Below are 24,898 nucleotides of genomic sequence, written 5' to 3' on the forward strand. Positions count from 1 at the left end.
CCTGTGTTTCAGCGATGCCAGACGGTGTGGCATTGCTCGCGTGCGAATTGGGCGACGTAATACGGCCCCAGGCCGCCCTTGCCGGTCATGCCCGACCCCTTCCAGCCGCAGAACGTCTGGATGCCCGGCCATGCGCCCGTGGTCGCGCCGCTGGCGCGGTTCACGTACAAGGCGCCGGCGTGGGCACGGGCCAGAAACAGGTCGATCTCGTCCTGGTCTTCGGCGTAGCAGCCGGCCGTCAGGCCGTAGTCGACGGCATTGCCGTCGTCGATCGCGGCATGCAGATCGGTGAACGGCAACACGGAAACGACCGGCAGGAACAATTCCTGGCGGTTCAAGCGGTGGTCGGCGGGCAGGCCAGCCGCCACGGTGGGCCGCACGTAATGTCCATAGGCCAGTTCGCCCGCGCTCAGGCGCCGTCCGCCCGCCAACAAGCGGCCCGAGGCCCGGACGTCTTCGCAGGCGGTCCGGTAGCGCCGCCATGCCGCTTCGTCGATCAGCGGCCCCATGAAGACGCCGCGTTCGCGCGGGTCGCCCACGGAGACGGCTTCGGCGGCGGCGCGAAGGCGTTCCAGAAAGGCATCGTGCACGGACGCGTGCGCGTAGACCTTCGAGCCGGCCGAACACTTTTGCCCTTGCAAGCCGAAAGCGGAACGCAACACGCCCTGCACCGCCGTGTCCAGGTCGGCGCTGGCGGTGACGTAAGTGGGGTTCTTTCCGCCCATCTCGGCAATGACGGGGCGTGCGTGGCGGCCCGCGGCCACGGCCTGCAACAAATCCATGCCCACTTCCAGGCTGCCCGTGAACGCGTAACCGTCGATGCCCGCGTGATGCGCCAGCATGGCGCCCGTCTGCGCGCCGCCGAACAACCCGTTCACGCAACCTGGCGGCACGCCCGCGCCATCGCAGGCGCTCAATAGCAGCGCCCCCGTCAACGCGGCGCGCGGCGAGGGCTTGTAGACCACCGAATTACCCGCCAGCAGCGCCGCGCAGACCATGTTCACGGACAAGGCCAGCGGGAAATTGAACGGCGCGATCACCGCGAACACGCCATAGGGGCGCAACACGTCATGCGTGCTTTCATTGTCGAAGGCGCGTGCCAGCGGCTGCCGGTAGCCATCACTGCGTTCGGCCTGATCGCAGTAGTAGCGGATCAGGTCGACGGCTTCCTCGGCCTCGCCCAGCGCCTCCAGGCGGGACTTGCCGATTTCGATCATCGTCGCCATGGCGAAGTCGTACTTGCGCTCGGACAGCACCATCGCCAGCCGGCGCAGCACTGCGATGCGTGCCGCCCAGCCCTGCGCCGCCCAGGCCGGCTGCGCGCGCCGGGCGCAGGCAACCGCCTGGTCGACCGTCTCGGCGCCGGCGCTGGGAAAGCGGCCGATCAGCAGCCAATGGTCGATCGGCGAATACGATTCCTGCAACGGCTCGCCCGCCACCGCGCGGCCATCGAAGCGATGGCGATGGTCCAGCCCCAGCATGCGCGATTCGAAATCGGGCAGGCGCCGGTCCAGCACGTCGTGCACCGCCGAAAAGTCCGTGTGAATATTGGAATACGTGACGCGAGGCAGGGTGTGGTCGATCACGGTCGCTCCCGGACGTCGTTCAGGCGGGCGCCGAGGCACGCACCAGCGGCTCCAGCGCGCGCCGCAAATCGGGCGGCAATTCAACGGGCCGGCTGCTGGCGCGCTCGACGTAGGCGTGGGTGTAGCTGCCCTGCGCGGCCGCGGTGTCATCGTCGCCGCGAAACAGCGCGAACTCGTAGGTCACGCTGGTACGGCCCAGGCGGCCCACGCGTAATCCCAGCACGACCCGATCAGGAAACGCCACGGGGCGGAAGTACGACGTCTGGCTATGCACGACCAGGCCGATCACTTCACTGTTGTTCAGATCCAGCACGCCCAGTTCCACCAGCGTCTGGTTGACCGCCGTATCGAAGTACTCGTTGTAGACCACGTTATTCATGTGGCCGTAGACATCGATGTCGCGCAGGCGCGTCGTCATCGCGAGCAGGCGCGGATAGTCGCTCCGAACGTGCGGCGCGGCGCGCTGCGGCTGGGCCAGCGATGGAGCCGCGCCGCTCATGCCGCCTCCTGCGCGCGCTTGAGGATGCGGGCAACATGCGCCAGGCCCTCGGGCGGCTCGATCAGGCTGGCCAGGCTGGCGATCTCGTCGAAGTGCGCGGCGATGTTCTCGGGCGTGCGTTCGCCTTCCGGGAAATACCTGCCCGCGCTTTCCACGATGGCCAGTCGCGCATAGGTGCCGGCACCCGCCAGCAGCGCCACTCGGCTGGGCGCGCCCTCGGCCACCAGGAACAGCGCGGCGGGCGTGACATGCACCGGGTCCAGCGCCCGCAGTGCATCGGCATCGAACATGGCGGCCGTCATGCGCGTGGCCGCCGTGGGCACCAGCGCGTTGACGTGAATGCCATGTTTCTGGCCCTCCAGATGCAGCACGTTCATCAGGCCCACCACGCCGGCCTTCGCCGCGCCATAGTTCGACTGACCGAAGTTGCCGTACATGCCCGACGTGGACGTGGTCATCAGGATGCGGCCGTAGCGCTGCTCGCGCATGATCGGCCAGACGGCGCGCGCGCAATTGGCCGAGCCCAGCAGATGCACGTCGACGACCGCATTGAAGTCGTCGGCGCTCATCTTGGCGAAGGTCTTGTCGCGCAGGATGCCCGCATTATTGATGAGGATGTCGACGCGGCCCCAGGCGTTCATCGCGCGCGCCGTCATGGCGTCCACCGCGGCGCTGTCGCAGACATTGCCGCCATCGGCGATGGCTAGGCCACCCGCGGATCGGATTTCGTCGGCGACCGCCTCGGCCGCGCCCCCGAAATCGTTCACCACGACCCGGCAGCCGCGCGCCGCCAGTTGCAGCGCGTGGCTGCGGCCCAGCCCCTGGCCGGCGCCGGTCACGATGGCGACGCGTTCATCGAAACGAATGCTCATGGGGGTCATCCTCGAAGAATGGTCATGGTGATCCAGTCGGCCACCAGCGCGGGGCGCGCCGCGCCCTCGATCTCGACGGTGACGGCATACCGGGTGGTGAACTCGCGCGCGTTGCGCGGCGTGAACTCGCTCAGCACGAAACGGCCGCGCACCCGCGCGCCAACCGGCACCGGCGTCAGGAAGCGGACTTTGTCGAAGCCGTAATTGATGCCGATGGCGCCATCGAAGGCGGGCAACACCTTCTGGCTCAACGCCGTCAGCAACGACAGGGACAGGAAGCCGTGCGCGATCGGCCCGCCGAACGCGCTTTCACGCGCCGCACGCGCCGGGTCCACATGAATGAACTGGTGATCGCCGGTAGCGTCCGCGAACCGGTCCACCTGCGCCTGCGAAATGGTCACCCATTCCGACACGCCGATTTCCTGCGACACCTGGTCGGCCAGGGCTTGGGGACTGCAAGTTGCTTGAACAAGATCTGTGGTCATGGGGCGGCGGGGAATATCCAGGGGAAAAACCGCGCGATTCGGCACGGGCCCGTGCCTTGAGGCACTAAAACATACCGAGTAGTATAAACTTCGTTTTTTGGGTTTGTACAGTCGATCGCAAGCGGCCACGAGCGCGCAACGCGCCTTCCGCCATGCAATGCATCGACTGGCAATTGGCTAAACTGGCGCTTTGCCGCAACGCATGGATGGAGTAGAAGCGCATGAATGGGGAACCTACGGTGACGGCTGCACGCGATGACGGCATGGGCAACATCGAACTGCTGACGGCCGCGGCCGAGTGCTTCATGGAGCAAGGGTTCCACGCATCCAGCATCGACGACGTCGCGCGCCGGCTGGGCGCCACCAAGGGCCGGGTCTATCACTACTACCGGTCCAAAACCGACCTGTTTTTCGACGTGCACCGCGAAGGCATGCGGCGCAATTTCGAGGCCGTGCGCCCGGCAATGAAGGAAAAAGGCACCGCCGCCCACCGTTTGGCGCTGATGCTCAAGCACCACGCGCTGTCGATGATGGAGAACCTGGCATTCGAGACGGTCGTCGTGCAGGGCGTGCACATGCACCGCCTGGGCGCCACCACGCCGGCCCAGCGCCAGACGCTGGCCGAGCTCATGACCATCCGCGACGACTTCGAAGCGCTGTTCAAGCGCGTGGCCTACGAGGGCGTGGAAGACGGCTCTCTGGCCATCGACGACGTCTCCGTCGCGGTCAAGGCGGCGCTGGGCGCCATCAACTGGCTGGCCGTCTGGTACCGGCCGCGCCTGGGGGAAACGCGCGACGACCGCGAGATTCTCGCGGGCAAGGTCGTCCACACCATCATCGCCGGACTGGGCGCGCGCCCCTGAGACAAGCGGCTTGCCCTTCCGGAGCAAGCCGCCCGCCCCTGCTTCACGCCAACCGTTCGCGGCGCAACCGGATCCCGGCAGCATCGCGGTCCCACGTGCCGTCGGCCAGCCCCTCGCTACGCAGCACATGCTTTTGCAGCTTGCCGCTAGCGGTCTTCGGCAACTCCTCGACGACGCGCACATAGCGGGGCACCATGTAGTGCGGCACCCGCTCCGCCAGCCAATTGACCAGCGCGGCGGGTTCGATGTCGGCGCCGTCCACGGCCGTCACCACCGCCAGCACCTCGTCTTCCCCGTGTTCGCTGGGCACCGCCACGGCGACCGCCTCGCGCACGGCCGGATGCGCGCAGATCTCGCCCTCGAGCTCAAACGACGAAATGTTCTCGCCGCGGCGGCGGATCACGTCCTTTAACCGGTCCACGAAAAAGAATGTGCCCTCGTTGTCGCGCCGGAAGGCGTCGCCCGTGTGGAACCAGCCGTTGCGCATGGACGCGGCCGTGGCTTCCGCGTTGCGGTAGTAGCCGGAAAACAATGCCCAGGGCCGATGCGAGCGGATCAGCAGCTCGCCGACCTGGCCGTCCGGCACCGCGCGATCCTGCGCATCGCCCACCCGCAGCTCGAACCACGGGCGCGGCTTGCCGCAGCGCCCCGCCTCCGTCAGCCCGGGGCCCGCGCTCAAGGGGCTGGCAATCTCGGTCATGTTGTAGACCGTGTATAGATCCACGCCAAAACGCGCCTGAAACGCCGGCGCGTCTTCGCCGAACGGCACGATGAACGCCTTTTTCAAGGTGTGGTCGCGGTCGCGCGGCGAGGGCGGCTGCTTGAGCAGGAAGTTGGCCATCACGCCCAGCAACAGCACCACCGTGCTTTCGGTATCGCGAATCGCGTCCCAGAACTCGGCCGTGCGGAATTCGGTCACCATGGCGATCGACCCGCCGCAGGCCAGCATCGCGTACACATACAAGGTACTGCCGCAATGGAAGATGGGGCCCGCGATCATGCAGCGATCGTCCGGCGCGATGCAGTCGAAAGCATCCGGCCCCATGGTGTAGAGCTGCACATACGAGGTGACCACGCCCTTGGACAGCCCCGTCGTGCCGGACGTGTACATGATGGACTGCGTATCCCAGGGTTCGATGGGCGTCTCGGTGGCCAGCAGGTCGGCCGCCGGCTCGCCCGTCGGATCCACCAGCGCCGCGAACGACACGGCGGACGGCATGCCGGCGGGCGTCTCGCCTTCCCCGGTCAGCAACACGCGGGTCAGCGCTCCCGGCGACAGCGCCTGCAAGCGTCCGACCAACGCCCGGTGCGCCAGCATCAGGGAGGCCTGCGCGTTTTCCAGCACGTGCGCAAGCGGCCGCCCCCGCAGCGCCGTATTCAACGGCACGTACACCGCGCCCAGGTAGTTGATGGCGAACCAATTGGTCAGCAGCTCTGGCCCGTTGCCCATCCAGCACAGCACGCGGTCGCCCTGCCTGACACCTTCGCGGCGCAGCGCCGCCGCCCGCCGACGCACCTGCGCCAACGTCTGCGCATAGGTCCACGACGGACCACCATGGAAACGGACAAAGATTCTGTCCGGTATCTTTTTGGCCTGGCTTTCCAACAGATAGCGCAGCACGCACGCCTGGCGGTCGGGAATCGCCGCCCGAGCCTCATCGTTCATCAACGGTCTCCTCGCTTTGTTATTTCGCTTATTTTTCATGACTTTTCCGCAGCCATCCAGGCTTGGCGAATGCGGACTTACCCGCACACCCCCCGGCAGATGCCCCACGGCGTCTTGCGACTTTCAACATACTTGGTAGTATATCCACGAAATAAACCTGAAGGACAGCGAATGAGCATGGTTTCAATCGAGCGGGACAAAGGCGTGGCCGTGGTGCGCTATGACCGGGGTGGCAAGGCCAACGCGCTGAATCTGGCGGCCATGGACGCGCTGATCGACGCCGCGGCCGAACTTGCCAGCGATGACCAGATCCGCGCCGTCGTGCTGACCGGGGCACCCGCCCTTTTCAGCGCGGGCATTGACCTGAAAGACCCCGCGCTCTGGAACCATGACGACCCGCTGGCGACGCAACGCGCGCTGGCTCGCGGCGAAGTGCTGTGCCGCGCCTGGGGCGACCTGCCTCAAGTCACCGTTGCCGCCATCGAAGGCGCGGCGGTGGGCGGCGGCGCCGTGCTGGCCCTGGCTTGCGATTGGCGTGTGCTGGGCGCCGACGCGTTCCTGCGCCTGCCGGAAGTCCGCCTGGGCCTGCCGCTTGCCTGGGGCGGACTGCCGCGCCTGGCCAGCCTGGTGGGCCCGGCGCGCGCCAAGCGGGCGCTATTCACCGACCTGCGGCTGGATGCGGCCACTGCCGAAGCGTGGGGCCTGGCCGACCGCATCGCCCCTGCCGGCGACGTGCTTCGCGCCGCCACCGAGCTCGCGGGGGAGGCCGCCGCCTGCCCCACGCTGGCGCTGCGCCTGACCAAACGCGCCATCGATGCCCAGTTCGACGCGAACCGCCATGCGCACGCGCAGACCGATCAATTCTTGTTGTGCCACTTGCTGTCCCCCGCCGCTGCGACGTAGTTCCAGCGTTCCCGTCCGCTGTTCCGTCCCGCCCGTTAGACCCGCCCAAGAGCGGGCACCCCATCCAGGAGGAAAGACATGAAACCATTGCTTAGCGCCCTGCTCGTCGCCGGCGCCTTCGCCCTGCCCGCCGCGCAGGCCCAGTCCGACAAACCCATCCGCATCGGCGTCTTGACCGACCTGTCCGGCATGAACGCCGACTTGTCGGGGCAAGGCTCGGTCGAAGCCGCCCGCATGGCGGTCGAAGACTTCGGGCCCACCGTGTTGGGCCGCAAGATCGAGGTCATATCCGGCGATCACCAGAACAAGGCCGACATCGGCTCGGCCACCGCGCGCCGCTGGATCGACCAGGACAACGTCAAGGCCATCGTCGACGTGCCAACCTCGTCGGTCGCGCTAGCCGTGCAGGAGATCACCCGTACTTCCAACATCGCGTTCCTGGCCTCGACCGCCGGCACGTCGGACCTGACGGGCAAGGCGTGCTCGGCCTCGACCGCCCAATGGACCTACGACACCTACGCGCTGGCCAACGGCACCGGCCGCGCGCTGACGGAATCCGGCATCAAGAAGTGGTACTTCCTGACCGCCGACTACGCCTTCGGCCACGCCTTGCAGGCCGACACGGAAAACGCGGTCAAACAGGCCGGCGGCCAGACGCTGGGCGCCGTCAAGCACCCGCGCGCCTCGAACGACTTTTCGTCGTTCCTGTTGCAGGCGCAAGCGTCCAAGGCTGAAATCGTGGCGCTGGCCAATTCCTCGGGCGACACCACCATGGCGATCAAGCAAGCCAACGAATTTGGCTTGATCAAAAGCGGGCAGAAGCTGGCCGGGCTGCTCATGTTCATCACGGACGTGGACGGCGTGGGCCTGGAGCAGGCGCAAGGCCTGGTGCTGACCACGGGCTTCTATTGGGACATGGACGAGCGCACCCGCGACTGGAGCAAACGCTACGCCGCCCGCATGAAGGGGCGCGTGCCGACGATGGCGCAGGCCGGGGTCTACTCGTCCGTGCTGACCTTCCTGAAGGGCGTCAAGGAAAGCAACCAGCTGGAAGGCGATGCGGTCATGAAGCAGATCCGCGGCATGAAGATCGACGACATGTTCGCCCGCAACGCCTACCTGCGCGAGGACGGCCGCCTGGTGCACGACATGTACCTGGTCGAGGTGAAGAAGCCCGCGGAATCCAAGGCGCGCTGGGACTACTACAAGCTCCTGCGCACGATCCCGGGCGACAACGCGTTCCGTCCGTTGAAACAAGGCGGCTGCCCGCTGGTCGCGGCCAAATAGGCCGAGCGACCGCCGCGCGCTGGACCCGGATGGCTATCCAGCGCGCGGACCGGGGAACCTTCGGGGTGTGATCAGCGCACCGCGAACCAGTCGCCGGACAGGCTGCCATTCATGCCGCAGAAGGGCGGGCCAAAACCCTCGTCTTTCACGCCTGTCGGCGGGACTTCACGAACCACCAGCACGGCGCCGCGGCGCGTCAGCGCAAGCACCCAGGGCGTGCCATCCTGATAGGCGACTTTCAGGGTGTCGCCCGAGACCACCGCGTTGCCGCTCATATCGCACACCCAGCGACCGTTATAAGGCTGCGACGAATTGGCCGACACAAACAACTGGCCATCGGCGGATTGCGTGATCTCGATTTCGCCCTCGACGTTTTTCCACTTACCGATAAAGCCGGCAGCTGGCTGCGGATTGATGGCCTTCAGGAAACGCAGGCGGTAATCCATCCTGGTACCAATCTCTTTGACCGGCGTGCTTCCCGAGAAGGGCTCGGCATAGACCTCGTCGCGCACGCCAAGGAAATAACGTTGATCGGCGGTCAGGGCTTTGGCCGCCTCGGCGTCGAGCTTGCCACGCACGGCGTGGTATTGCCGCGCGATGGCCGCGTCCTGATCCGCCAGTGCGGTGTTGGCGCAAATGGCTTTTTCGACCGGCGTGGTGGCTTTGGCGCAGTTGAACGAGGGCGCAGCCACCGCGCTGCCGGCGATGGCCAACGAGGCTGTAAAGAACAGATGACGAACCATTGTGCAAGAACGCTTTTGATGTTGCATACGGTCGGCCAACCTTATCTTCCACTGCCTATCGACAGCGGCACGCCCCAGATCGGATCTTCCATCCCCTGCTTGCCCAGCGGCGTGATCTGCATGGGTTGCAAGGTGGACAGCAACTGCCGGTGCGCATCGCTCAAGTCGCGTTGCGCGATGAGCTTCTGGGTCAGCTCCATCGGCGCCGGGCGCGTATAGACGGTGAAGTCCTCAAGCGGGCACTCGATTTTCTTCGGATCGACCGCCCGGCATCCCGACTGCTTGTACTTGTAGCTGGGCGTCTTCATGTGCACGCGCTGGCTCAGCACGAACTGGCCGCCCTTGAGCGTAAAGCTGGCCAGCGCCCGCTTCGGCGGAACGCGCGACTGCACCTTGATGGCCGGAACGTCCCGCGAATCCGTCTGCTCGTAATAGCCGGCGCGGGAGCCCTGCGTGGTCTCGGTGTACTGCTCTTCGCCCCAACTGACGCAGGCGCCCGTTCCGCGATGCACCGCCGTGCAGACCGTGCGCGTCTTTATCTGGCTACCCGTGGTGCCTTCGTGCCAATTGGTCTCTTTGTAGTATTCGCGATAGAGCTCCGGCGACAGATAGGCCGTACCGTTGGCCCCACTGCCTGACCCCTCCGGACCGCTGCGCGCACCCACCTGGTCCAGCAAGGCATTCAGCTTGTAATCGTCGCCCCCCGTCAGCAAGTATTTGCCCGGCGGCAAGATATGCACTTCGTACGCCTTGAACAAATAGGTGGCGTCCTTGTCGCGTTGCAGCGCATTGTTCTGGAACTTGCGGCCAAACGTGATATCCGGGCGCTGTTCGTGCGTGAAGATCACATTGCCGGTCCATTTCGTCATGGATTCCGCGTCGTTCAGCGAGGCGTGCGGCATCAGGTCAGCGACCAGCACCACCGCCATGTCCGCCTTCAATGCCTTGTCGATCAAGTCGAGCAACTGCGCATAGCGCGGGTCGTCCATGGTGCCCTTGCCATAGGAATCTTGCTGGGTCGCGCATCCCGACACGGCCACGGCAAGCGTCATGGCAGAGAGGGCAACTCGCAGTCGGGGCAGCGTCATGGGATCGGTCCTTGAAGGGGGCTGAGTCGGATGCGTGACCGCGCATCCTACTGACTTGGGAAAGCGCCGCAACCACCGGATCGCGGACTGAAACATGGCGCGGTCCGAGGTCGCGCGGCCGCCCTGGCGGGCGGCTTGCCACCAGGATCAAGCCGTGGCGCGGGTTGCGGGCCCGCCGGGGTCACGGGCACCGCATCGAAGCGCAGGGATAGGCACCGCAAGGTCCGTAATTTATTGTTGCGAGTGTTTCCGCCCCCCCCGATCACACGACCGGGTACAGCCCGAAACGCCGTTCCAGCTCGTCAGCCACGCTTGCGTCATCCAGCGCGGTCTCGACAACGTCGTTATCGCGCACCACCTTCAGGGCGTTGCCCACCAGCATGCTGCGGCCCGTCTCGTTGTGCAGCACCACCACGCGCTTCTGCACGAAGATCGCGTCCGGATGGGTCGAGTTCAGATAGTTCGCCGGCACAAAATCCACCCATTCCTGGGGCGACAGATCAAACGCGTACTGATTCAACCATTGCCCACCGGCGCGTGCCTTCAGGACGAATGCGTCGCCGTCCAGCCGGCTCAGCATGAAGGCGTCCATATCCTGTGGCACCTCCGCGTCCAGCTCCGCCAGATTCATCGGCGCCCGTATTCCATAACTGCCAAAGCCCAGGTCGCACAGCCAGTCGGCGCCACTTGCGTGAACCACCAACGCCATGTGCGTCTTGGGACGCTTGACGGGATAGAACATCGGGCGCGCCGCCACAAAGCGGTAAGGCACGCCCAGCGCTTCAAGCGCCATGGCAAACAGGCCGTTTACCTCGTAGCAATAGCCGCCACGATGGCGCTCGAGGATTTTCTCCACGATATCTTCGGGCACCAGCGACACGACGCGCCCTGCCTGCACGTCCAGGTTCTCAAAAGGCACGGTAAACAACTGGCGGCGCATCAGCGCCGCCACCGTCGTGATATCGGGGCGGGTATCGCCGTCATGCCCGATGCGTTCAAGGTAGCGGGCCAGGGTGAAATTATCTGCGTGCATGGGTTGCGCCTTCCGGTTTCGAACTGATGGGAGAAAGGCTAGATAGTGCCCGCGACGGTGCGCCGCGGCGGCAACAGGCGGGCCCTGGGTTAAGCTGCACAGATCGTACTTTTTCCTGTCTGTTATGCAGCACAGTTATGCGCTTGTCGCTTCGCGGCTGAAAGTCGCCATCCGCGCCTCGGAATACGCCGTGGGCGAGCGCCTGCCTTCCGTCCGCGAACTGGCGGCCACGCATGGCGTCAGTGTGTCCACCGCCACTCGCTGCTACCGGGAACTGGAGCGCGAGGGCTATGCGGAAGCACGCTACAAATCCGGCATGTACGTGGCGGACTGGAAGGCCTTGCACCAAGCCCGCCGCGGTGCGCCCGCAGCGGTTGCCACCCCCGTGCGCATGGAATATGACCAGCTGGCGTCCCTGCAGCACCGGATGACGCAGTTGTACGCGCTGACGGCGCAACCGTTGCCGCTGGCGCTGCACCTGGCCAGCGCCGCGCCGGAATGGTATCCCGGCGATGCCCTGGCGCGAATCGCGCAGCGCCACTTGCGGCGCGATCCGCTGGCCCTGGGCGCCTACCCGTCCGGCACCGGGCTACCGGCGTTCAAAGCCGAGCTGATTGCCCATCTGGCGACCTGCGGCATCGACGCCGCGCCCGAAGACGTATTGATCACGAATGGCGCCACCGAAGCCATGCAGATCGCGCTGCGGTCCGTGGCCAAGCCCGGCGACACCATTGTCGTGGAGTCCCCGGTGTACTTCGGGCTGCTGCAAACGATCGAAAACCTGGGTTTGCGCGCGTTGGAAGTGCCCTGCGTGCCCGGCCAGGGCCTGAGCCTGGAGGCGCTGGAATACGCCCTGGAACATCATGGCGGTGTGCGGGCGGTGGTGGCCATGCCGTCATTCCAGAACCCGCTGGGTGATTGCATGCCAGAGGCCGCCAAACAACGCCTGCTGAAGATCGTGCGGCGCCACGACCTGACGCTGATCGAAGACGATGTCTTCGGCGACCTGGGGCACAAGACCAACCGGCCGCCCGCCGTGAAAGCCTGGGACCGCGATGGCCGGGTGATCTACTGCGGCTCGTGCAGCAAGAGCATGGCGCCCGCGTTCCGCGTGGGTTGGGTGCTGGGCGGCCGGCGTCATCGCCAACTGGAATCGCAGAAGATCAGCAGCTCGCTCGCCGCGCCGTTGCTGGAACAGCAAGTGCTTGCCGACTACATGAAATCCGGCAAGCTGCCCGCGCATCTGCGCAAGCTGCGTGCGCGATTGGCGTCCGTCGTGCCGCTGGCCCAGGATTGCGTCCGCCAGCACTTCCCGGCGGGCACGCGCGTGCGCGGTCCCGACGGCGGCTGGTGGCTATGGCTCGAACTGCCCGACCAAACGGATACGCTGGCTCTATTGCGCACGGCGGTGCAGCACGGCATCGCCTATACCCCCGGCACGCTCTTTTCCGCGTCGGGAAAATACGGCCACTGCTTGCGGCTGAACATCGCCCGGCCCTGGAGCCCCGCAATGGCCTCCGGCTTGCGGGCCCTGGGCGAAGCGGCCCGGCGATCAGGCACGCAAGAGCCTACGATGCAATGATCGCGGCCCATGCCCGGTCTCAAGGCTTTGTCCTGGTGACAAACAACACCCGCGAGTTCGCCCGGGTTCCCGGCCTTCGTCTGGAGGATTGGACAGTCTGATTCACCGGAAAACTTGCGACGCGATCGGCACCGCCTCGTTCTGCTGCCTTCCTGCTATCTTCCAATCCAAACCCCGAACCCCAAACGCAAAAAAGCCGGCCCGCTTGCGCGATACCGGCTTTCAGCTAAAAGTGTCGGGAAACACTTTCAAAAATTCGACCACATCAAGTGGTCGGGGCGAGAGGATTCGAACCTCCGACTCCTGCGTCCCGAACGCAGTACTCTACCAGGCTGAGCTACGCCCCGAGTCTTACTATCTAGGCATCTCTGCCCACCTGCTTGCTCGGCTACGCTCAGTGCAACCAAACATCTTGCTGTTTTTCACTATCAACAGCGACCGCTATTAGAACCTAAATTCAGTTTTTTTGAAAATCGGGTTTTTCAACCTCGCGGGTTTTTCACCCTCGCTTTTCAATTCCCCGAATTGGGTTTCCGCGCTAGCGATCTCTATTCACCGCGAAAGCGCAGAATTCTAGCAGAGAATTCAGGAAAGGGGAAACGGGGTAAGCGGACAAGGCTTCGCGGGCACGATCGGCTTCGGCCACGGCGGCCAGGCGCGCGTGTTCCAGCGCGTCGGTCGCCTGGATGGCGGCAGCCACGGCGGCAAAGTCGGCGTCGCCCGTCTTGATGGCGTCGCGGATCAGTTGCTGTTGTTCAGGCGTGCCCACTTCCATCACGCGGATCAGTGGCAGCGTCGGCTTGCCTTCGCGCAGGTCGTCGCCCACGTTCTTGCCCAGGGCCGCGGCGTCGCCGCTGTAGTCCAGCACGTCGTCCACCAGCTGGAAGGCCGTGCCGACATGGCGGCCGTAAGCGGCCGCGGCGGCTTCCTGTTCGGGCGTTGCGCCCGCCAGCACGGCGCCGACCTGGGCGGCGGCTTCGAACAATTTGGCGGTCTTGTAGCGCACCACTTGCAGGTAGCGCTCTTGCGACACGTCCGGGTCGTGCACGTTCAAGAGCTGCAGCACCTCGCCTTCGGCGATCACCGTGGTGGCCTGGGACAGGATGCCCATGATGCGCATCGAGTCGGCCTCGACCATCATCTCGAACGAGCGGGAATACAGATAATCGCCCACCAGCACGCTGGCGGCGTTGCCGAAGACGGCGTTGGCGGTGTCGCGGCCACGGCGCAGGTCGGACTCGTCCACCACGTCGTCGTGCAGCAAGGTGGCCGTGTGGATGAACTCCACGACGGCGGCCAGCAACTGGTGATGCGTCCCTTCGTAACCCAGGGCGCGCGCCACCATCAGCACCATGGCCGGGCGCATGCGCTTGCCGCCCGCGCCAATGATGTAGTCGCCGATCGTGCGGATCAGCACCACATCGGAATTCAGCCGATCGCGGATAACCGCGTCGACAGCCTTCATATCGTCAGCAATGGGGGCAATAAGCGCGGGGAGATTCAAGACGTATCCGACAAGTGAAACGAGCCGCGTGGGGGCTCTTACCGCTGGGCCCGCCAGGGACGGCGGGGGATTCGACCAGCGATTATACGGGGTGTTACGGGGGGCCGGCGGCCGCGTCCACCCCGGCGTCCACCCCGCGCGCGCCCTCCTGCCCCGCCCCCGGATCTCCCGTTACAGGCCGCGCCCCGCCAGATTGGCGTACAGCGCGCGCACCCCAAACGTCCACGGCGCGATCTGCGTGCTCAGCTGCACCTCGTTGACCAGCGCGCCGATGCGCTCGGACGCAATCACCACGCGGTCGCCCAGCTTGTGCGTGAAACCCGTCCCCGGCCCCTTGCGGTCCTGGCTGGGCGAGAACATCGTGCCCAGGAACAGCATGAAGCCGTCGGGATACTGGTGGTGCGCGCCGCAGGCCTGGCGCACCAGATCGAGCGGATCGCGGCTGATCTCGCGCATGTGGCTCACGCCGCTCAGCGCGAAACCGTCCGCGCCGTCGATGCGCAGCGACACGTCGGCCTGGCGGACACTGTCCATATTGAAGCCGCCGTCGAACAGGCGAATGAAGGGGCCGATGGCGCACGACCCGTTGTTGTCCTTGGCCTTGGTCAGCAGCAAGGCGCTGCGGCCTTCAATGTCGCGCAGGTTGACGTCGTTGCCCAAGGTAGCGCCCACGACCTCGCCGCGGCTGTCCACCGCCAACACGATTTCGGGTTCCGGGTTATTCCACTCGGATTCCGGCAACACGCCGATCTGCGCGCCGAAGCCCACCGACGCCATCGCCGGGGCCTTCGAGAAGATCTCGGCGTCGGGCCCGATGCCCACCTCCAGGTATTGGGACCACTGCCCGCGCTCGACCAGCTCGGCCTTCAGTTTGGTCGCCTCGGCGGAACCGGGGCGCAAGCGCGACAAATCCGAGCCGATCAACGCTTGCATCCGCACGCGGATCTCGTCGGCGCGGCTGGCATCGCCGCCCGCCTCTTCTTCGATCATGCGTTCCAGCAAACTGATCGCGAAGGTGACACCGGCCGCCTTGACCGGTTGCAGATCGCAGGGCGCCAACAGGCGCGGCCCGTCGCCGCCCTGCAGCGTGGCGGCCATCAATGCCCGCACGTCGCCCAGCGATTCCCCCTTCGCGTTCCGCGCCACGTCCACGCGGTCGGCACGGTCCAAGAGGTCCGCCACGGTCGGCGCGGCGGCGGTGATATCGAAGACTTCGCCGTTGCGCACCACCACGACGCTGGGGCCGTTCACGGGTGCGGGACGCCATACCCGGCCCACAAGCAGGGCTTCCGGCAGGTCGGACGGCAGGGTGTCTTGCTGGTTCATGTTGTCTCCTCGCGTGATGCCTGCCGCGCCACCGGGCGTGGCCCGCGATCCGGCATTCGATGGGTGGAAGACGAGTCTAGGGGAATGGCATTATCATGTCCAACATCTTGATATTCATTCCAATATATTGGAAATACGCTGTCATGCCTGTTGAATACGACGTCCCCGCCATCCGCCGCACGCACGACATCCTGAGGGTGCTTGCCGGCCGCGGCACGCCGGTCAAGGCGGCGGAACTGGCCCAGACCTGCCAGCTGGCCAAAAGCACGCTTTATCTGCTGCTGGACTGCCTGGAACAGCGCCGCTGGATCGAACGCAAGGACGGCGGCTATATCGTTGGCATCGAATTGATGTCGCTGGGCACCGCCTATCTGCGCCACGACGGCGTAACGGCCGCCTTCCATGCCGCCGCCAGCGAGTTTGTCGCTCGCTGCAACGAGGTCGTGCAACTGGCGGTGCTGGAAGGGTTCGACGTGGTCTACCTTGCCCGCGAAGACGCCCGCCGCCCCGTGCGACTGGTATCGGAACCGGGCATGCGGTTGCCCGCGCACGCCTGCGCGCTGGGCAAGGCGCTGCTGGCCAGCCTGAGCCCGGACGAGCTGGCCGCCCGCCTGCCGACACAACTGCCGCGCGTCACCGACCGCACGCTGGCCACCCCGGATGCGCTCTACCGCGAACTCGATCAGGTGCGCCAGACGGGGCTGGGCCAGGATTGCGAGGAAATCGCGGCGGGCCTGGTCTGCTATGCCGCCTATGTGGGCGTGACCCCGCTGGGCAAACGGGTCGCGGTCAGCACGTCGATTCCCACTGACAGGCTGGACGACGACCACCGGCGCGACGTGATGGCAGGCATCCGCGATGTCGCACGCCACATCGCGCGCCGGGTGATCCCGCCAGTTTGAAGCCTGGCCGCCACACCTAAGCCCTTAGTCTGCAACGGCTTTTTGACTTTTGAAAAGTCCCGGGCTAATATCCTGGATTCGGTCAGCAATGCCCGAATTACGTCGGTTGTCCGCGTAAACCCTCTGGGGTACTTCCAGGCACTACGGTGCTTGAAAGCACACAGGCGCTTTCCTTCTTGCCAGGTTCTGGCACCAAGACATGAAAGCGATCTTTCCAGGGCGGCAATCCCACCCAGCAGGGCGGGTCGCGCGGATGGACCCATTTACCTATTTAAGGAACACCCCATGTACGCGGTCGTAAAAACCGGTGGCAAGCAGTATCGCGTTGCCGCTGGCGAAAAACTCAAGATAGAACAGATACCGGCAGACATTGGGCAAGAAATCACCCTGGACCAAGTGCTGTCCGTGGGCGAAGGCGACCAACTGAAAGTTGGCACGCCCCTCGTCTCCGGCGCTGTGGTCAAGGCAACGGTTCTTGCGCAAGGCCGCCACGACAAGGTCAAGATCTTCAAGATGCGCCGTCGCAAGCACTATCAGAAGCGTCAGGGCCACCGTCAGAACTACACCGAAATCCGCATCGAAGCCATCACGGCTTAAGAAGCGACTCGGTACCACTTAGCAGGAGCTAAACATGGCACAGAAAAAGGGCGGCGGCTCTACGCGAAACGGACGCGACTCAGAATCAAAGCGTCTGGGCGTCAAGACTTTCGGCGGTGAATTGATTCCCGCTGGTTCGATCATCGTGCGTCAGCGCGGTACGCGCTTCCACGCTGGCGTGAACGTCGGCATGGGCAAGGACCACACCCTGTTCGCACTGATCGACGGCAAGGTTCAATTCGGCTTCAAGGGCGCATTGAACAAGCAGACCGTTTCGATCATCGCTGCCGAGTAATCGGACAAGCACGGTCAGGACACGCGGCTCTACGCGTGCCCGAACGGCAAAAGCCCTGTCGCATGCGGCAGGGCTTTTTTGTCGTCGGGCCGCCCCAAGACGAAAAGCGCCCCTCTGGGGGTAGCAAGCACACGAAGTGTGTGCAGCGCGGGCGGCTATTTTTTGTTTTAAGGCACCAGGACGAGTAAGCTCTTCCTTGCCCCTTGGCAGCGCCCCATGACGGGCGGCTGCCCTATTTACCACTACACGCGCAGACACCATGAAATTCGTAGACGAAGCCACCATTGAAGTGGTCGCCGGCAAAGGCGGCAATGGCGTGGCGAGCTTTCGCCGCGAAAAATTCATCCCCAAAGGCGGCCCTGACGGCGGCGACGGCGGACGCGGCGGCACCATCTATGCGGTCGCCGACCGCAACATCAATACGCTGATCGACTTCCGCTACGCGCGCCTGCACCGTGCAAAGGGCGGGGAAAACGGCCGCGGTTCGGACCAGTACGGCGCGGCCGCCCCGGACATCACCCTGCGCGTGCCGGTGGGCACGGTCATCCATGACGCCGAAACCGGCGAAGTCCTGTTCGACCTGGACACGCACGAGCAGAAGGTCGTGCTGGCCGCTGGCGGCCAGGGCGGCATGGGCAACATCCATTTCAAGTCCAGCTTGAACCGCGCGCCCCGCCAGTGGACGCCAGGCAAGGAAGGCGAGCACCGCTACCTGCGCATGGAGCTGAAAGTGCTGGCCGACGTGGGCCTCCTGGGCCTGCCGAACGCCGGCAAGTCCACGCTGATCACCCGCATCTCGAATGCGAAGCCGAAGATCGCGGACTACCCGTTCACCACGCTGCACCCCAACCTGGGCGTGGTGCGCACCTCGCCGTCGCGCAGCTTTGTCGTGGCCGATATTCCCGGCCTGATCGAAGGCGCTTCCGAAGGCGCGGGCCTGGGCCACTTGTTCCTGCGCCACCTGGCGCGCACCCGCGTGCTGCTGCACCTGGTGGACGTCTCCACGCCGGACCCGGACGCCGACCCCGTCGAGCAAGCCGTCGTCGACGCGCGCGCGATTGTCGAAGAACTGCGCCGCTACGACCCCGAACTGGCCGAGAAGCCGCGCTGGCTCGTCCTGAACAAGCTGGACATGGTGCCCGATCCCGAAGACACCAAGCGCCGCTTCCTGGAACTCTACGACTGGAAGGGCCCTGTGTTCGCCATTTCCGGCCTGACCGGCGAAGGCACGCAAGACCTGCTCTACGCGCTGCAAGACTACCTGGATGCCGAGCGCGAGAAGGAATACGTGTCGCGCGACCAGGCAGACGGCACCTATGTGGCGCCGGACCCGCGCTTCGACGACACCCGCACGGATGCCGACAAGCCCGCCGCGCCGCGTGCCGCCGACGAATAAGCCATAATCGCAGTCCTTACGATTACGTCTTTTCTCGCCGCAGCCGGCGCCCATCATGTCTGCTGAAACACCCGCCGTTTCCGTCGTCACCCACGCCCAGCGCCTTGTCGCCAAAGTCGGCTCGTCGCTGGTCACCAACGAAGGCCGAGGCCTGGACCGCGCCGCCGTGGCGCACTGGGCCGCGCAGATCTCCGCCCTGCACAAGCAGGGCAAGCAGATCGTGCTGGTTTCCAGCGGCGCCATCGCCGAAGGCATGGCCCGCCTGGGCTGGCGCAAGCGCCCGTCCGTCATGCACGAACTGCAAGCGGCCGCGGCCGTCGGCCAGATGGGCCTGTGCCAGGCCTATGAAGCCGCATTCGCCGAATACGGCCTGCGCACCGCGCAGATCCTGCTGACGCACGAAGACCTGGCCGACCGCCACCGCTACCTGAACGCCCGCAGCACGCTGTTCGCATTGCTGCGGCTGGGCGTTGTGCCGATCGTGAACGAAAACGACACGGTGGTCACCGACGAGATTCGACTGGGCGACAACGACACGCTGGGCGCGCTGGTCACCAACCTGATCGAGGCCGACACGCTGATCATCCTGACCGATCAACGTGGTCTTTACGATTCCGATCCCCGCAAGAATCCCGACGCCAAGTTCATGTCGCATGCGCAAGCTGGCGACCCGGCGTTGGAAGCCATGGCCGGCGGCGCCGGCAGCGGCATCGGCACGGGCGGCATGCTGACCAAGGTGTTGGCGGCCAAGCGCGCGGCGCATAGCGGCGCGCATACGGTCATCGCCTCGGGCCACGAACGCAATGTGCTGACGCGGCTGGCCCAGGGTGAATGCATCGGCAGCGAATTGCGCGCGGTGCTGCCCGTATGGTCCGCCCGCAAGCAATGGCTGGCCGACCATCTGCGACTGCGCGGCCGCGTGGTGCTGGACGACGGCGCGGTGCAGGCGCTGCTGCGCGAAGGCAAGAGCCTGCTGCCCATCGGCGTCACGGAAGTGCAAGGCGAATTCGGCCGCGGCGACGTCGTGGCCTGCGTCGACAGCCAGGGCCGCGAATGCGCCCGAGGCCTGATCAATTATTCGTCGGTGGACACGCGGCGCATCCTGCGCCAGCCGTCGTCCCAGATCGCCCGCATCCTGGGCAGCATGACCGAACCCGAGCTTATGCATCGGGACAATCTGGTCGTGCTCTAGTCCAGGCCCGGTTTCTCCGGGCCTTAACCCTGCTGCTCGAGGGCCGGATGGTGCTGCAGAAAGATATAGCCCCACCCGCGCACGGCCAGTACCGGCAGATCGATATCAAAGCGGCGCGCCTTGCTGCGCAGCCGCGACACCAGGACATCCACGCTGCGCGCGCCCTCCGGCGAATGACAGGGGAAAAACCGTTCGCGGCGCAGGCATTGGCCTGGGGCATTCAGCAGGCGAAGAAAAAAAGCCCGTTCGGTCGCGGTCAATGGCAGCCGCTCGCCTCCGGGTCCGGACAGCACGCGTTCGCCGCCATGCACTCGCCACGCGGGCCCGTCGGGCGCGGGCGGCAACCGACGCCTGCGCGCATTGCGCAACAACGCATCCCATTCCGTGGCCTCCATGCGCACGGAACTATAGGCGTCCACGCCAGCCTCCAGGGCTTCGATGCGTTCGCGCGCCGAGGCCGCGGGCGCCTGCCAGACCACCACGGCATCCGGGGCTGCGCCGCGCAACGCGGCGATCAATTGCGGCACCCGCGCGCTTCGGCCCCGCAGCACCATCGCATCGACATCCTGCGTGCGCAGGCGGCCCAGGAGTTCGGTTGGCGACTCGCACACACTGACTTGCCATTGGAATTCACGCAAGGCAGCGACGAAATTATTGCTCGTCATTTCGTCAAGTTGCACGACGAACACATTGCCCCGTTCCCGCATGTGTTCGCACCTCCGAATTATCACTTAAGTGATTCTTATAGCCACCAAAGTAGCCCATGAGCAAGCTTCAATCGACGCGTGAAGACATTTTCAGACCGATTGAAGCAAACTCGTCTTCTGCGTGGTCACACGCAGAAGACGCTCGCGCGTCTGGCGCGGATTTCGCAAAGTGCAATCGCCAGTTACGAAAGCGGGCTGCGACACTCCAGCAGATCGGTGCGCAAGTTGGCGCAGATTCTGAAAGTCGAACCGGAATGGCTTGAAACCGGCAAGGGTCCCATGGAACTCCCCATGGAAGGCTACGACCTGTCCGACACTCTTGCCCCTGCGGGCGTTGCCGAAACGATGCCGCGCCCGCCCAAGCGGCGCCGGCCTCAGGCGCCGTGGCCTTATCTAAGTATCTCGCCCTCGCAGTTCGACAGCCTGTCGGCCGACGAGCGCGCAATCCTGGAAGCGCTGACGCTGGCCTTCATTGAAACGGCGCAAGCCCGCCGCACTGTCAAACCGCGCGGACGCAAGATCAGCTGATCCCGGACCGACCGCCCCCCTACCCCACATTGCACACGCCTTTCAGGGCAAAAAAAATCCGCATCAGTCGATGCGGATTTTTGTTGTCTGCCCCGTCAAAACGGGCAGTCAGGTGGGCAAATTTGCCCCACTGGAGATCAGGGCTTGGGTGCGGGTGCGGGCGCGGGTGCGGCGCCGCCTGCAGCGGGAGCCGGCGCGGCATCGCCACGGATCTTGGCGGCGATTTCAGACGCGGCTTGCGCGGAGGCAACACCAAACGCCAACACGCCGCGGTTCAGCGGTTCGGCGATGCTGGGGGCTGCAACCAGTTCCTGGTCGATCACCAGCGCAAGGCGGTTGCCCACATTCTTGGTGCTCACTTCCGTCAACTTGCGGGCGCCGGCTTCGGAAAAGCGCAGGCCCACGAAGTTCTGGCCTTGGCGATCCACCAGCGCGGCAGCATCGGTCAGGTCGGCACGCGTCAGCACGGGCGTGGCTTGCATGTAGAGCTTGCCATCAGGCAGGGCGATTTCGCGCAGGCCCGGCCCGGGCTGCTGTTGCGCCAGATAGAAGTCGACCGACGAAGCGGTGGCGGGCTGAGTGGTCTGCTGGCCGGCTTCGGGCGTAGCCGCGGCACCGGACGACTTCGTCGGGGCGGTCTTGCAACCTGCCAGCGCCAATGTCACAACAACCAGGGCGGGCGCCAATTTGCGGAGGGTCAGTTGCATGCTCGATTCCTTCTTAAGTGGGCTGGTCCCGGCGAGACGACTGCCCGCCGGGCGTTTCATTGGAAAAGTGTACCGAACCTGAATGACACTGTCGCCCCAGACTGAATCCAAATGTAAAGCAGTAATACCAGCCCTCTTCAAAGTTCGCTCTATACTTCGCTTTCGCGCAGGGGTACTCGTCCCGCCTTTCCGGCAGGACGTGTTGAGAGAGTCCCTTCGTACCAGTACGGATAATGCCGATGCTGGGAGCCGTATTTCCGCCACGCGTGCCCGCGCGCCTGGCGGAAGTCCATTCCCGATCGGCTCCAACAACTCGCTTGGAGCTTTCCATGAACGCCAATCCCAAATTCCTGGCCGCTACCGCCGAAGTCGACGCGGCGGCCGTCGCACCGCTGCCCAAATCGCGCCGCGTGTATGAAACGGGCTCGCGCCCCGACATCCGCGTCCCTTTCCGCGAGATCGAGCAGGACGACACACCGACCATGTTCGGTGGGGAAAAGAACCCGCCGCTGACCGTCTATGACTGCAGCGGCCCCTACACCGATCCCGACGCCAAGATCGACATCCGCCGCGGCCTGCCCGAACTGCGCCGCGCCTGGATCGAAGAGCGCGGCGACACGGAAGTGCTGTCGGGCCCGACCAGCGACTATGGCCGCGAACGCCTGACCGATCCCAAGCTGACGGCCATGCGCTTCGATCTGCAGCGCCCGCCGCGCCGCGCCAAAGCCGGCGCCAATGTGTCGCAGATGCACTACGCACGTCGCGGCATCATCACGCCCGAAATGGAATACGTGGCGATCCGCGAGAGCCTGCGCCGCGAACACTATCTGCAAACACTGCGCGACAGCGGCCCCGACGGCGAAAAAATGGTCAAGCGCCTGCTGCGCCAGCATCCGGGCCAATCGTTCGGCGCAGCCATTCCCGCCGCGATCACGCCGGCGTTCGTGCGCGACGAGATCGCGCGCGGCCGTGCCATCATTCCCGCCAACATCAATCACCCCGAAGTCGAGCCGATGGCCATCGGCCGCAACTTCCTGGTGAAGATCAACGCCAACATCGGCAACTCCGCCGTCAGCTCCGGCATCGGCGAGGAAGTGGAGAAGATGACCTGGGCGATCCGCTGGGGCGGCGACACGGTCATGGACCTGTCCACGGGCAAGCACATCCACGAAACCCGCGAATGGATCATCCGCAATTCGCCGGTGCCGATCGGCACCGTGCCGATCTACCAGGCGCTGGAAAAAGTCGACGGCAAGGCCGAAGACCTGACCTGGGAAATCTTCCGCGACACGCTGATCGAACAGGCCGAACAGGGCGTGGACTACTTCACGATCCACGCAGGCGTGCGCCTGCCGTTCATACCCATGACGGCCGACCGCATGACCGGCATCGTCTCGCGCGGCGGTTCGATCATGGCCAAGTGGTGCCTGGCGCACCATAAGGAGAGCTTCCTGTACGAGCGCTTCGAAGACATCTGCGAGATCATGAAGGCCTACGACGTCAGCTTCTCGCTGGGCGACGGCCTGCGCCCCGGCTCGGGTTACGACGCCAACGACGAGGCCCAGTTCGCCGAACTGAAGACGCTGGGCGAGCTGACGCAAGTCGCCTGGAAGCACGATGTCCAGGTGATGATCGAAGGCCCCGGCCACGTGCCGATGCAAATGATCAAGGAGAACATGGAGCTGCAACTGGAACACTGCCACGAGGCGCCGTTCTACACGCTAGGCCCCCTGACCACCGACATCGCCCCCGGCTACGACCACATCACTTCCGGCATCGGCGCCGCGCTGATCGGCTGGTACGGCACGGCGATGCTCTGTTATGTGACGCCGAAAGAGCACCTGGGCTTGCCAAACAAGAAGGACGTGAAGGACGGCATCATCACGTACAAGATCGCCGCGCACGCCGCCGATCTGGCCAAGGGCCACCCTGGCGCCGCGATCCGCGACAACGCGCTATCAAAGGCGCGCTTCGAGTTCCGCTGGGACGACCAGTTCAACCTGGGCCTGGACCCGGACACCGCAAAGGAATTCCACGATGAGACGCTGCCAAAGGATTCCATGAAGGTGGCGCACTTCTGCTCGATGTGCGGCCCGCATTTCTGCAGCATGAAGATCACGCAAGACGTCCGGGATTATGCAGCGGCGCAAGGCGTCAGCGAAAAGGACGCATTGCAAAAGGGAATGCAGGAGAAGTCAGTGGAGTTCGTTAAGAAGGGGGCTGAGGTTTATCATCGGCAGTGATTTTTTTTGGGTTGTGGCGGGCGGTTGAGTTGGGTTCTTGAGACGCCCGTCACGTCGGCGGCGTGGGGTACGCGGGTCAACGATTGCGGTCCGGAGCCTTCGCTCCGGACTCCCCCGTCGTCATCTTCGTCACTGCCTTTGGCAGTTCCTTCAGATTCCCTCGGGCTTATCGACTCCCCGCGTACCCCACGCCGCCGACGCGCCGGGCTCTGTCAGGTGCAATTTCACGTCAGCTGGGGCGGGCGGTTTTCTTAAGGTCTTACTCCACAGTGTGGGGTGGTGGAGGATCTTGCGGGGCCCGCTCCCGGCCGGCCGCGCGGGCGGCCTTTGGGAGCTTACGCATCGTCTTGCGTCGTTGCGTATTTCGCTTCGCGTGTGGGTTGCCGTGTTGGCGTTCTGCTTGAGGGTGGGCCTGGTTTGGAAGATCTTGCGGGGTCGTCCCTTGTCGGCCGCGCGGGCGGCCTCGGGGACTTGGCGGTGTCTTGCGGTTGGTGATGCCGCTGCGCGCACACCAAGCGAGGAACCCAAGCAATGCTGCAAATTTCAGCCGACGCTCGCAACAATCACTGGCCTCCCTTTTAGACGGGTGGCGCGCGTACAGGTCGGGCGAAGAAAGCGACTGCTGGCCGCGCGCCGCCCGTCGCTCCACCTCCCCCACCTGACGGCGGGACCAATAGAAAACCACCCGCCAAAAGCGCGCAAGCGACCAACGTCACAACACCCCGACAACGCGTATGCAGAAAGCGTCCGCCCGCGCGGACGCTTGAGGCGGGCCCCGCAAACCTCGTCATTAAGTCGCGCTCTAGCAGCGCGCAAACCAAGACGGCGCAGCTCGTCGCCGGGGTCGGGTGGGTGGCGCGCAACCTTGATGCGCCCGAGGGAATCTGAAGGCAG

At 65.1% G+C, this 24,898-nt stretch carries 23 protein-coding genes and 1 tRNA gene; 11 read left to right on the forward strand and 13 right to left on the reverse strand.

The window, feature by feature from the left end; genetic code table 11:
• Positions 1-8: 8 nt before the first annotated feature.
• The 4 genes from CQ050_RS21175 to CQ050_RS21190 are packed head-to-tail and all read right to left on the reverse strand — an operon-like array spanning position 9 to position 3,442.
• Positions 9-1,586 (reverse strand): aldehyde dehydrogenase family protein, encoded by a 1,578-nt coding sequence (locus CQ050_RS21175; protein WP_105558795.1) that lies wholly within the window; start codon positions 1,584-1,586, stop codon positions 9-11.
• A 19-nt stretch (positions 1,587-1,605) separates the two neighbouring features.
• A complete protein-coding gene (locus tag CQ050_RS21180) occupies positions 1,606-2,085 on the reverse strand; it encodes a thioesterase family protein (protein WP_105558796.1) in 480 nt (159 codons plus the stop codon).
• The gene (locus CQ050_RS21185; RefSeq protein WP_105558797.1) at positions 2,082-2,957 is read right to left on the reverse strand and encodes an SDR family NAD(P)-dependent oxidoreductase; all 876 of its coding nucleotides are present in this window, start codon (positions 2,955-2,957) and stop codon (positions 2,082-2,084) included. The genes CQ050_RS21180 and CQ050_RS21185 overlap by 4 nt, the downstream gene beginning before the upstream one ends.
• Positions 2,958-2,962: 5 nt before the next feature.
• Positions 2,963-3,442, reverse strand: coding sequence for a MaoC family dehydratase (locus tag CQ050_RS21190; RefSeq protein WP_105558798.1), 480 nt, complete (start codon positions 3,440-3,442; stop codon positions 2,963-2,965).
• 221 nt (positions 3,443-3,663) lie between these two features.
• On the opposite strand from CQ050_RS21190, the gene CQ050_RS21195 reads away from it, so the two are divergent.
• A complete protein-coding gene (locus tag CQ050_RS21195) occupies positions 3,664-4,305 on the forward strand; it encodes a TetR/AcrR family transcriptional regulator (RefSeq protein ID WP_105558799.1) in 642 nt (213 codons plus the stop codon).
• Between the two features lie 43 nt (positions 4,306-4,348).
• Here the strand turns inward: CQ050_RS21195 and CQ050_RS21200 are convergent, their stop codons facing one another.
• Positions 4,349-5,971 (reverse strand): AMP-binding protein, encoded by a 1,623-nt coding sequence (locus CQ050_RS21200; RefSeq protein WP_105558800.1) that lies wholly within the window; start codon positions 5,969-5,971, stop codon positions 4,349-4,351.
• A gap of 171 nt (positions 5,972-6,142) precedes the next feature.
• On the opposite strand from CQ050_RS21200, the gene CQ050_RS21205 reads away from it, so the two are divergent.
• Entirely contained in the window at positions 6,143-6,874 is a 732-nt protein-coding gene (locus CQ050_RS21205) for an enoyl-CoA hydratase/isomerase family protein (RefSeq protein WP_158266075.1), read from the forward strand.
• A 78-nt stretch (positions 6,875-6,952) separates the two neighbouring features.
• Positions 6,953-8,161, forward strand: coding sequence for an ABC transporter substrate-binding protein (locus tag CQ050_RS21210; RefSeq protein WP_105558801.1), 1,209 nt, complete (start codon positions 6,953-6,955; stop codon positions 8,159-8,161).
• A 71-nt stretch (positions 8,162-8,232) separates the two neighbouring features.
• On the opposite strand, the gene CQ050_RS21215 is transcribed toward CQ050_RS21210, so the two are convergent.
• From CQ050_RS21215 to CQ050_RS21225, 3 genes are all read right to left on the reverse strand, one after another.
• A complete protein-coding gene (locus CQ050_RS21215) occupies positions 8,233-8,943 on the reverse strand; it encodes a lysozyme inhibitor LprI family protein (protein ID WP_233214206.1) in 711 nt (236 codons plus the stop codon).
• Positions 8,944-8,945: 2 nt separating this feature from the next.
• Positions 8,946-9,992, reverse strand: coding sequence for a hypothetical protein (locus tag CQ050_RS21220; RefSeq protein ID WP_105558802.1), 1,047 nt, complete (start codon positions 9,990-9,992; stop codon positions 8,946-8,948).
• 262 nt (positions 9,993-10,254) lie between these two features.
• A complete protein-coding gene (locus CQ050_RS21225) occupies positions 10,255-11,025 on the reverse strand; it encodes an arylamine N-acetyltransferase (protein ID WP_105558803.1) in 771 nt (256 codons plus the stop codon).
• Between the two features lie 124 nt (positions 11,026-11,149).
• Between CQ050_RS21225 and CQ050_RS21230 the strand changes: the two genes are divergently transcribed.
• The gene (locus CQ050_RS21230) at positions 11,150-12,607 is read left to right on the forward strand and encodes a PLP-dependent aminotransferase family protein (RefSeq protein WP_105558804.1); all 1,458 of its coding nucleotides are present in this window, start codon (positions 11,150-11,152) and stop codon (positions 12,605-12,607) included.
• Between the two features lie 270 nt (positions 12,608-12,877).
• Here the strand turns inward: CQ050_RS21230 and CQ050_RS21240 are convergent.
• The 3 genes from CQ050_RS21240 to CQ050_RS21250 form a co-directional block, all read right to left on the reverse strand.
• Positions 12,878-12,954, reverse strand: a tRNA-Pro gene (locus tag CQ050_RS21240).
• A 191-nt stretch (positions 12,955-13,145) separates the two neighbouring features.
• Positions 13,146-14,111: an octaprenyl diphosphate synthase gene (gene ispB / locus CQ050_RS21245; RefSeq protein ID WP_105558805.1), complete on the reverse strand. Its 966-nt coding sequence runs from the start codon at positions 14,109-14,111 to the stop codon at positions 13,146-13,148.
• Between the two features lie 171 nt (positions 14,112-14,282).
• On the reverse strand, positions 14,283-15,437 hold the full coding sequence (locus CQ050_RS21250; protein WP_105558806.1) for a fumarylacetoacetate hydrolase family protein: 1,155 nt from the start codon (positions 15,435-15,437) through the stop codon (positions 14,283-14,285).
• Positions 15,438-15,580: 143 nt separating this feature from the next.
• Here CQ050_RS21250 and CQ050_RS21255 point away from each other — a divergent pair, with 143 nt between their 5' ends.
• From CQ050_RS21255 to proB, 5 genes are all read left to right on the forward strand, one after another.
• Positions 15,581-16,339: an IclR family transcriptional regulator gene (locus CQ050_RS21255; RefSeq protein ID WP_105558807.1), complete on the forward strand. Its 759-nt coding sequence runs from the start codon at positions 15,581-15,583 to the stop codon at positions 16,337-16,339.
• 285 nt (positions 16,340-16,624) lie between these two features.
• Positions 16,625-16,936 carry a 50S ribosomal protein L21 gene (gene rplU / locus CQ050_RS21260; RefSeq protein WP_006216228.1) on the forward strand — a complete coding sequence of 104 codons (312 nt, stop codon included), beginning with the start codon at positions 16,625-16,627 and terminating at the stop codon, positions 16,934-16,936.
• A 34-nt stretch (positions 16,937-16,970) separates the two neighbouring features.
• Positions 16,971-17,231 carry a 50S ribosomal protein L27 gene (gene rpmA, locus CQ050_RS21265; RefSeq protein ID WP_105558808.1) on the forward strand — a complete coding sequence of 87 codons (261 nt, stop codon included), beginning with the start codon at positions 16,971-16,973 and terminating at the stop codon, positions 17,229-17,231.
• Positions 17,232-17,490: 259 nt separating this feature from the next.
• A complete protein-coding gene (gene obgE, locus CQ050_RS21270) occupies positions 17,491-18,627 on the forward strand; it encodes a GTPase ObgE (RefSeq protein ID WP_105558809.1) in 1,137 nt (378 codons plus the stop codon).
• A gap of 55 nt (positions 18,628-18,682) precedes the next feature.
• Positions 18,683-19,819: a glutamate 5-kinase gene (proB, locus tag CQ050_RS21275; protein ID WP_105558810.1), complete on the forward strand. Its 1,137-nt coding sequence runs from the start codon at positions 18,683-18,685 to the stop codon at positions 19,817-19,819.
• Positions 19,820-19,842: 23 nt separating this feature from the next.
• Here proB and CQ050_RS21280 read toward each other — a convergent pair whose 3' ends face one another.
• Positions 19,843-20,526, reverse strand: a complete 684-nt coding sequence (locus tag CQ050_RS21280; protein WP_105558811.1) for a transcriptional regulator — start codon at positions 20,524-20,526, stop codon at positions 19,843-19,845.
• A gap of 99 nt (positions 20,527-20,625) precedes the next feature.
• On the opposite strand from CQ050_RS21280, the gene CQ050_RS21285 reads away from it, so the two are divergent.
• The gene (locus CQ050_RS21285; RefSeq protein WP_105558812.1) at positions 20,626-21,054 is read left to right on the forward strand and encodes a helix-turn-helix transcriptional regulator; all 429 of its coding nucleotides are present in this window, start codon (positions 20,626-20,628) and stop codon (positions 21,052-21,054) included.
• A gap of 137 nt (positions 21,055-21,191) precedes the next feature.
• Here CQ050_RS21285 and CQ050_RS21290 read toward each other — a convergent pair whose 3' ends face one another.
• Positions 21,192-21,761, reverse strand: coding sequence for a preprotein translocase subunit SecD (locus CQ050_RS21290; protein WP_105558813.1), 570 nt, complete (start codon positions 21,759-21,761; stop codon positions 21,192-21,194).
• 329 nt (positions 21,762-22,090) lie between these two features.
• Between CQ050_RS21290 and thiC the strand changes: the two genes are divergently transcribed.
• Complete coding sequence (gene thiC, locus CQ050_RS21295; protein WP_105558814.1) at positions 22,091-24,004, forward strand: phosphomethylpyrimidine synthase ThiC; 1,914 nt, start codon at positions 22,091-22,093, stop codon at positions 24,002-24,004.
• Positions 24,005-24,898: the final 894 nt, after the last annotated feature.

The organism is Achromobacter sp. MYb9, from assembly GCF_002975275.1.
Lineage (GTDB): Bacteria > Pseudomonadota > Gammaproteobacteria > Burkholderiales > Burkholderiaceae_B > Achromobacter.

Excerpts from the sequence above, each read along its gene's own strand:
- CQ050_RS21180 (WP_105558796.1), bottom strand. The coding sequence starts at position 2,085 with ATGAGCGGCGCGGCTCCATCGCTGGCCCAGCCGCAGCGCGCCGCGCCG.
- CQ050_RS21185 (WP_105558797.1), bottom strand. The coding sequence starts at position 2,957 with ATGAGCATTCGTTTCGATGAACGCGTCGCCATCGTGACCGGCGCCGGC.
- CQ050_RS21190 (WP_105558798.1), bottom strand. The coding sequence starts at position 3,442 with ATGACCACAGATCTTGTTCAAGCAACTTGCAGTCCCCAAGCCCTGGCC.
- CQ050_RS21195 (WP_105558799.1), top strand. The coding sequence starts at position 3,664 with ATGAATGGGGAACCTACGGTGACGGCTGCACGCGATGACGGCATGGGC.
- CQ050_RS21200 (WP_105558800.1), bottom strand. The coding sequence starts at position 5,971 with ATGAACGATGAGGCTCGGGCGGCGATTCCCGACCGCCAGGCGTGCGTG.
- CQ050_RS21205 (WP_158266075.1), top strand. The coding sequence starts at position 6,143 with ATGAGCATGGTTTCAATCGAGCGGGACAAAGGCGTGGCCGTGGTGCGC.
- CQ050_RS21210 (WP_105558801.1), top strand. The coding sequence starts at position 6,953 with ATGAAACCATTGCTTAGCGCCCTGCTCGTCGCCGGCGCCTTCGCCCTG.
- CQ050_RS21220 (WP_105558802.1), bottom strand. The coding sequence starts at position 9,992 with ATGACGCTGCCCCGACTGCGAGTTGCCCTCTCTGCCATGACGCTTGCC.
- CQ050_RS21225 (WP_105558803.1), bottom strand. The coding sequence starts at position 11,025 with ATGCACGCAGATAATTTCACCCTGGCCCGCTACCTTGAACGCATCGGG.
- CQ050_RS21230 (WP_105558804.1), top strand. The coding sequence starts at position 11,150 with ATGCAGCACAGTTATGCGCTTGTCGCTTCGCGGCTGAAAGTCGCCATC.
- CQ050_RS21250 (WP_105558806.1), bottom strand. The coding sequence starts at position 15,437 with ATGAACCAGCAAGACACCCTGCCGTCCGACCTGCCGGAAGCCCTGCTT.
- CQ050_RS21255 (WP_105558807.1), top strand. The coding sequence starts at position 15,581 with ATGCCTGTTGAATACGACGTCCCCGCCATCCGCCGCACGCACGACATC.
- rplU (WP_006216228.1), top strand. The coding sequence starts at position 16,625 with ATGTACGCGGTCGTAAAAACCGGTGGCAAGCAGTATCGCGTTGCCGCT.
- rpmA (WP_105558808.1), top strand. The coding sequence starts at position 16,971 with ATGGCACAGAAAAAGGGCGGCGGCTCTACGCGAAACGGACGCGACTCA.
- obgE (WP_105558809.1), top strand. The coding sequence starts at position 17,491 with ATGAAATTCGTAGACGAAGCCACCATTGAAGTGGTCGCCGGCAAAGGC.
- proB (WP_105558810.1), top strand. The coding sequence starts at position 18,683 with ATGTCTGCTGAAACACCCGCCGTTTCCGTCGTCACCCACGCCCAGCGC.
- CQ050_RS21280 (WP_105558811.1), bottom strand. The coding sequence starts at position 20,526 with ATGCGGGAACGGGGCAATGTGTTCGTCGTGCAACTTGACGAAATGACG.
- CQ050_RS21290 (WP_105558813.1), bottom strand. The coding sequence starts at position 21,761 with ATGCAACTGACCCTCCGCAAATTGGCGCCCGCCCTGGTTGTTGTGACA.
- thiC (WP_105558814.1), top strand. The coding sequence starts at position 22,091 with ATGAACGCCAATCCCAAATTCCTGGCCGCTACCGCCGAAGTCGACGCG.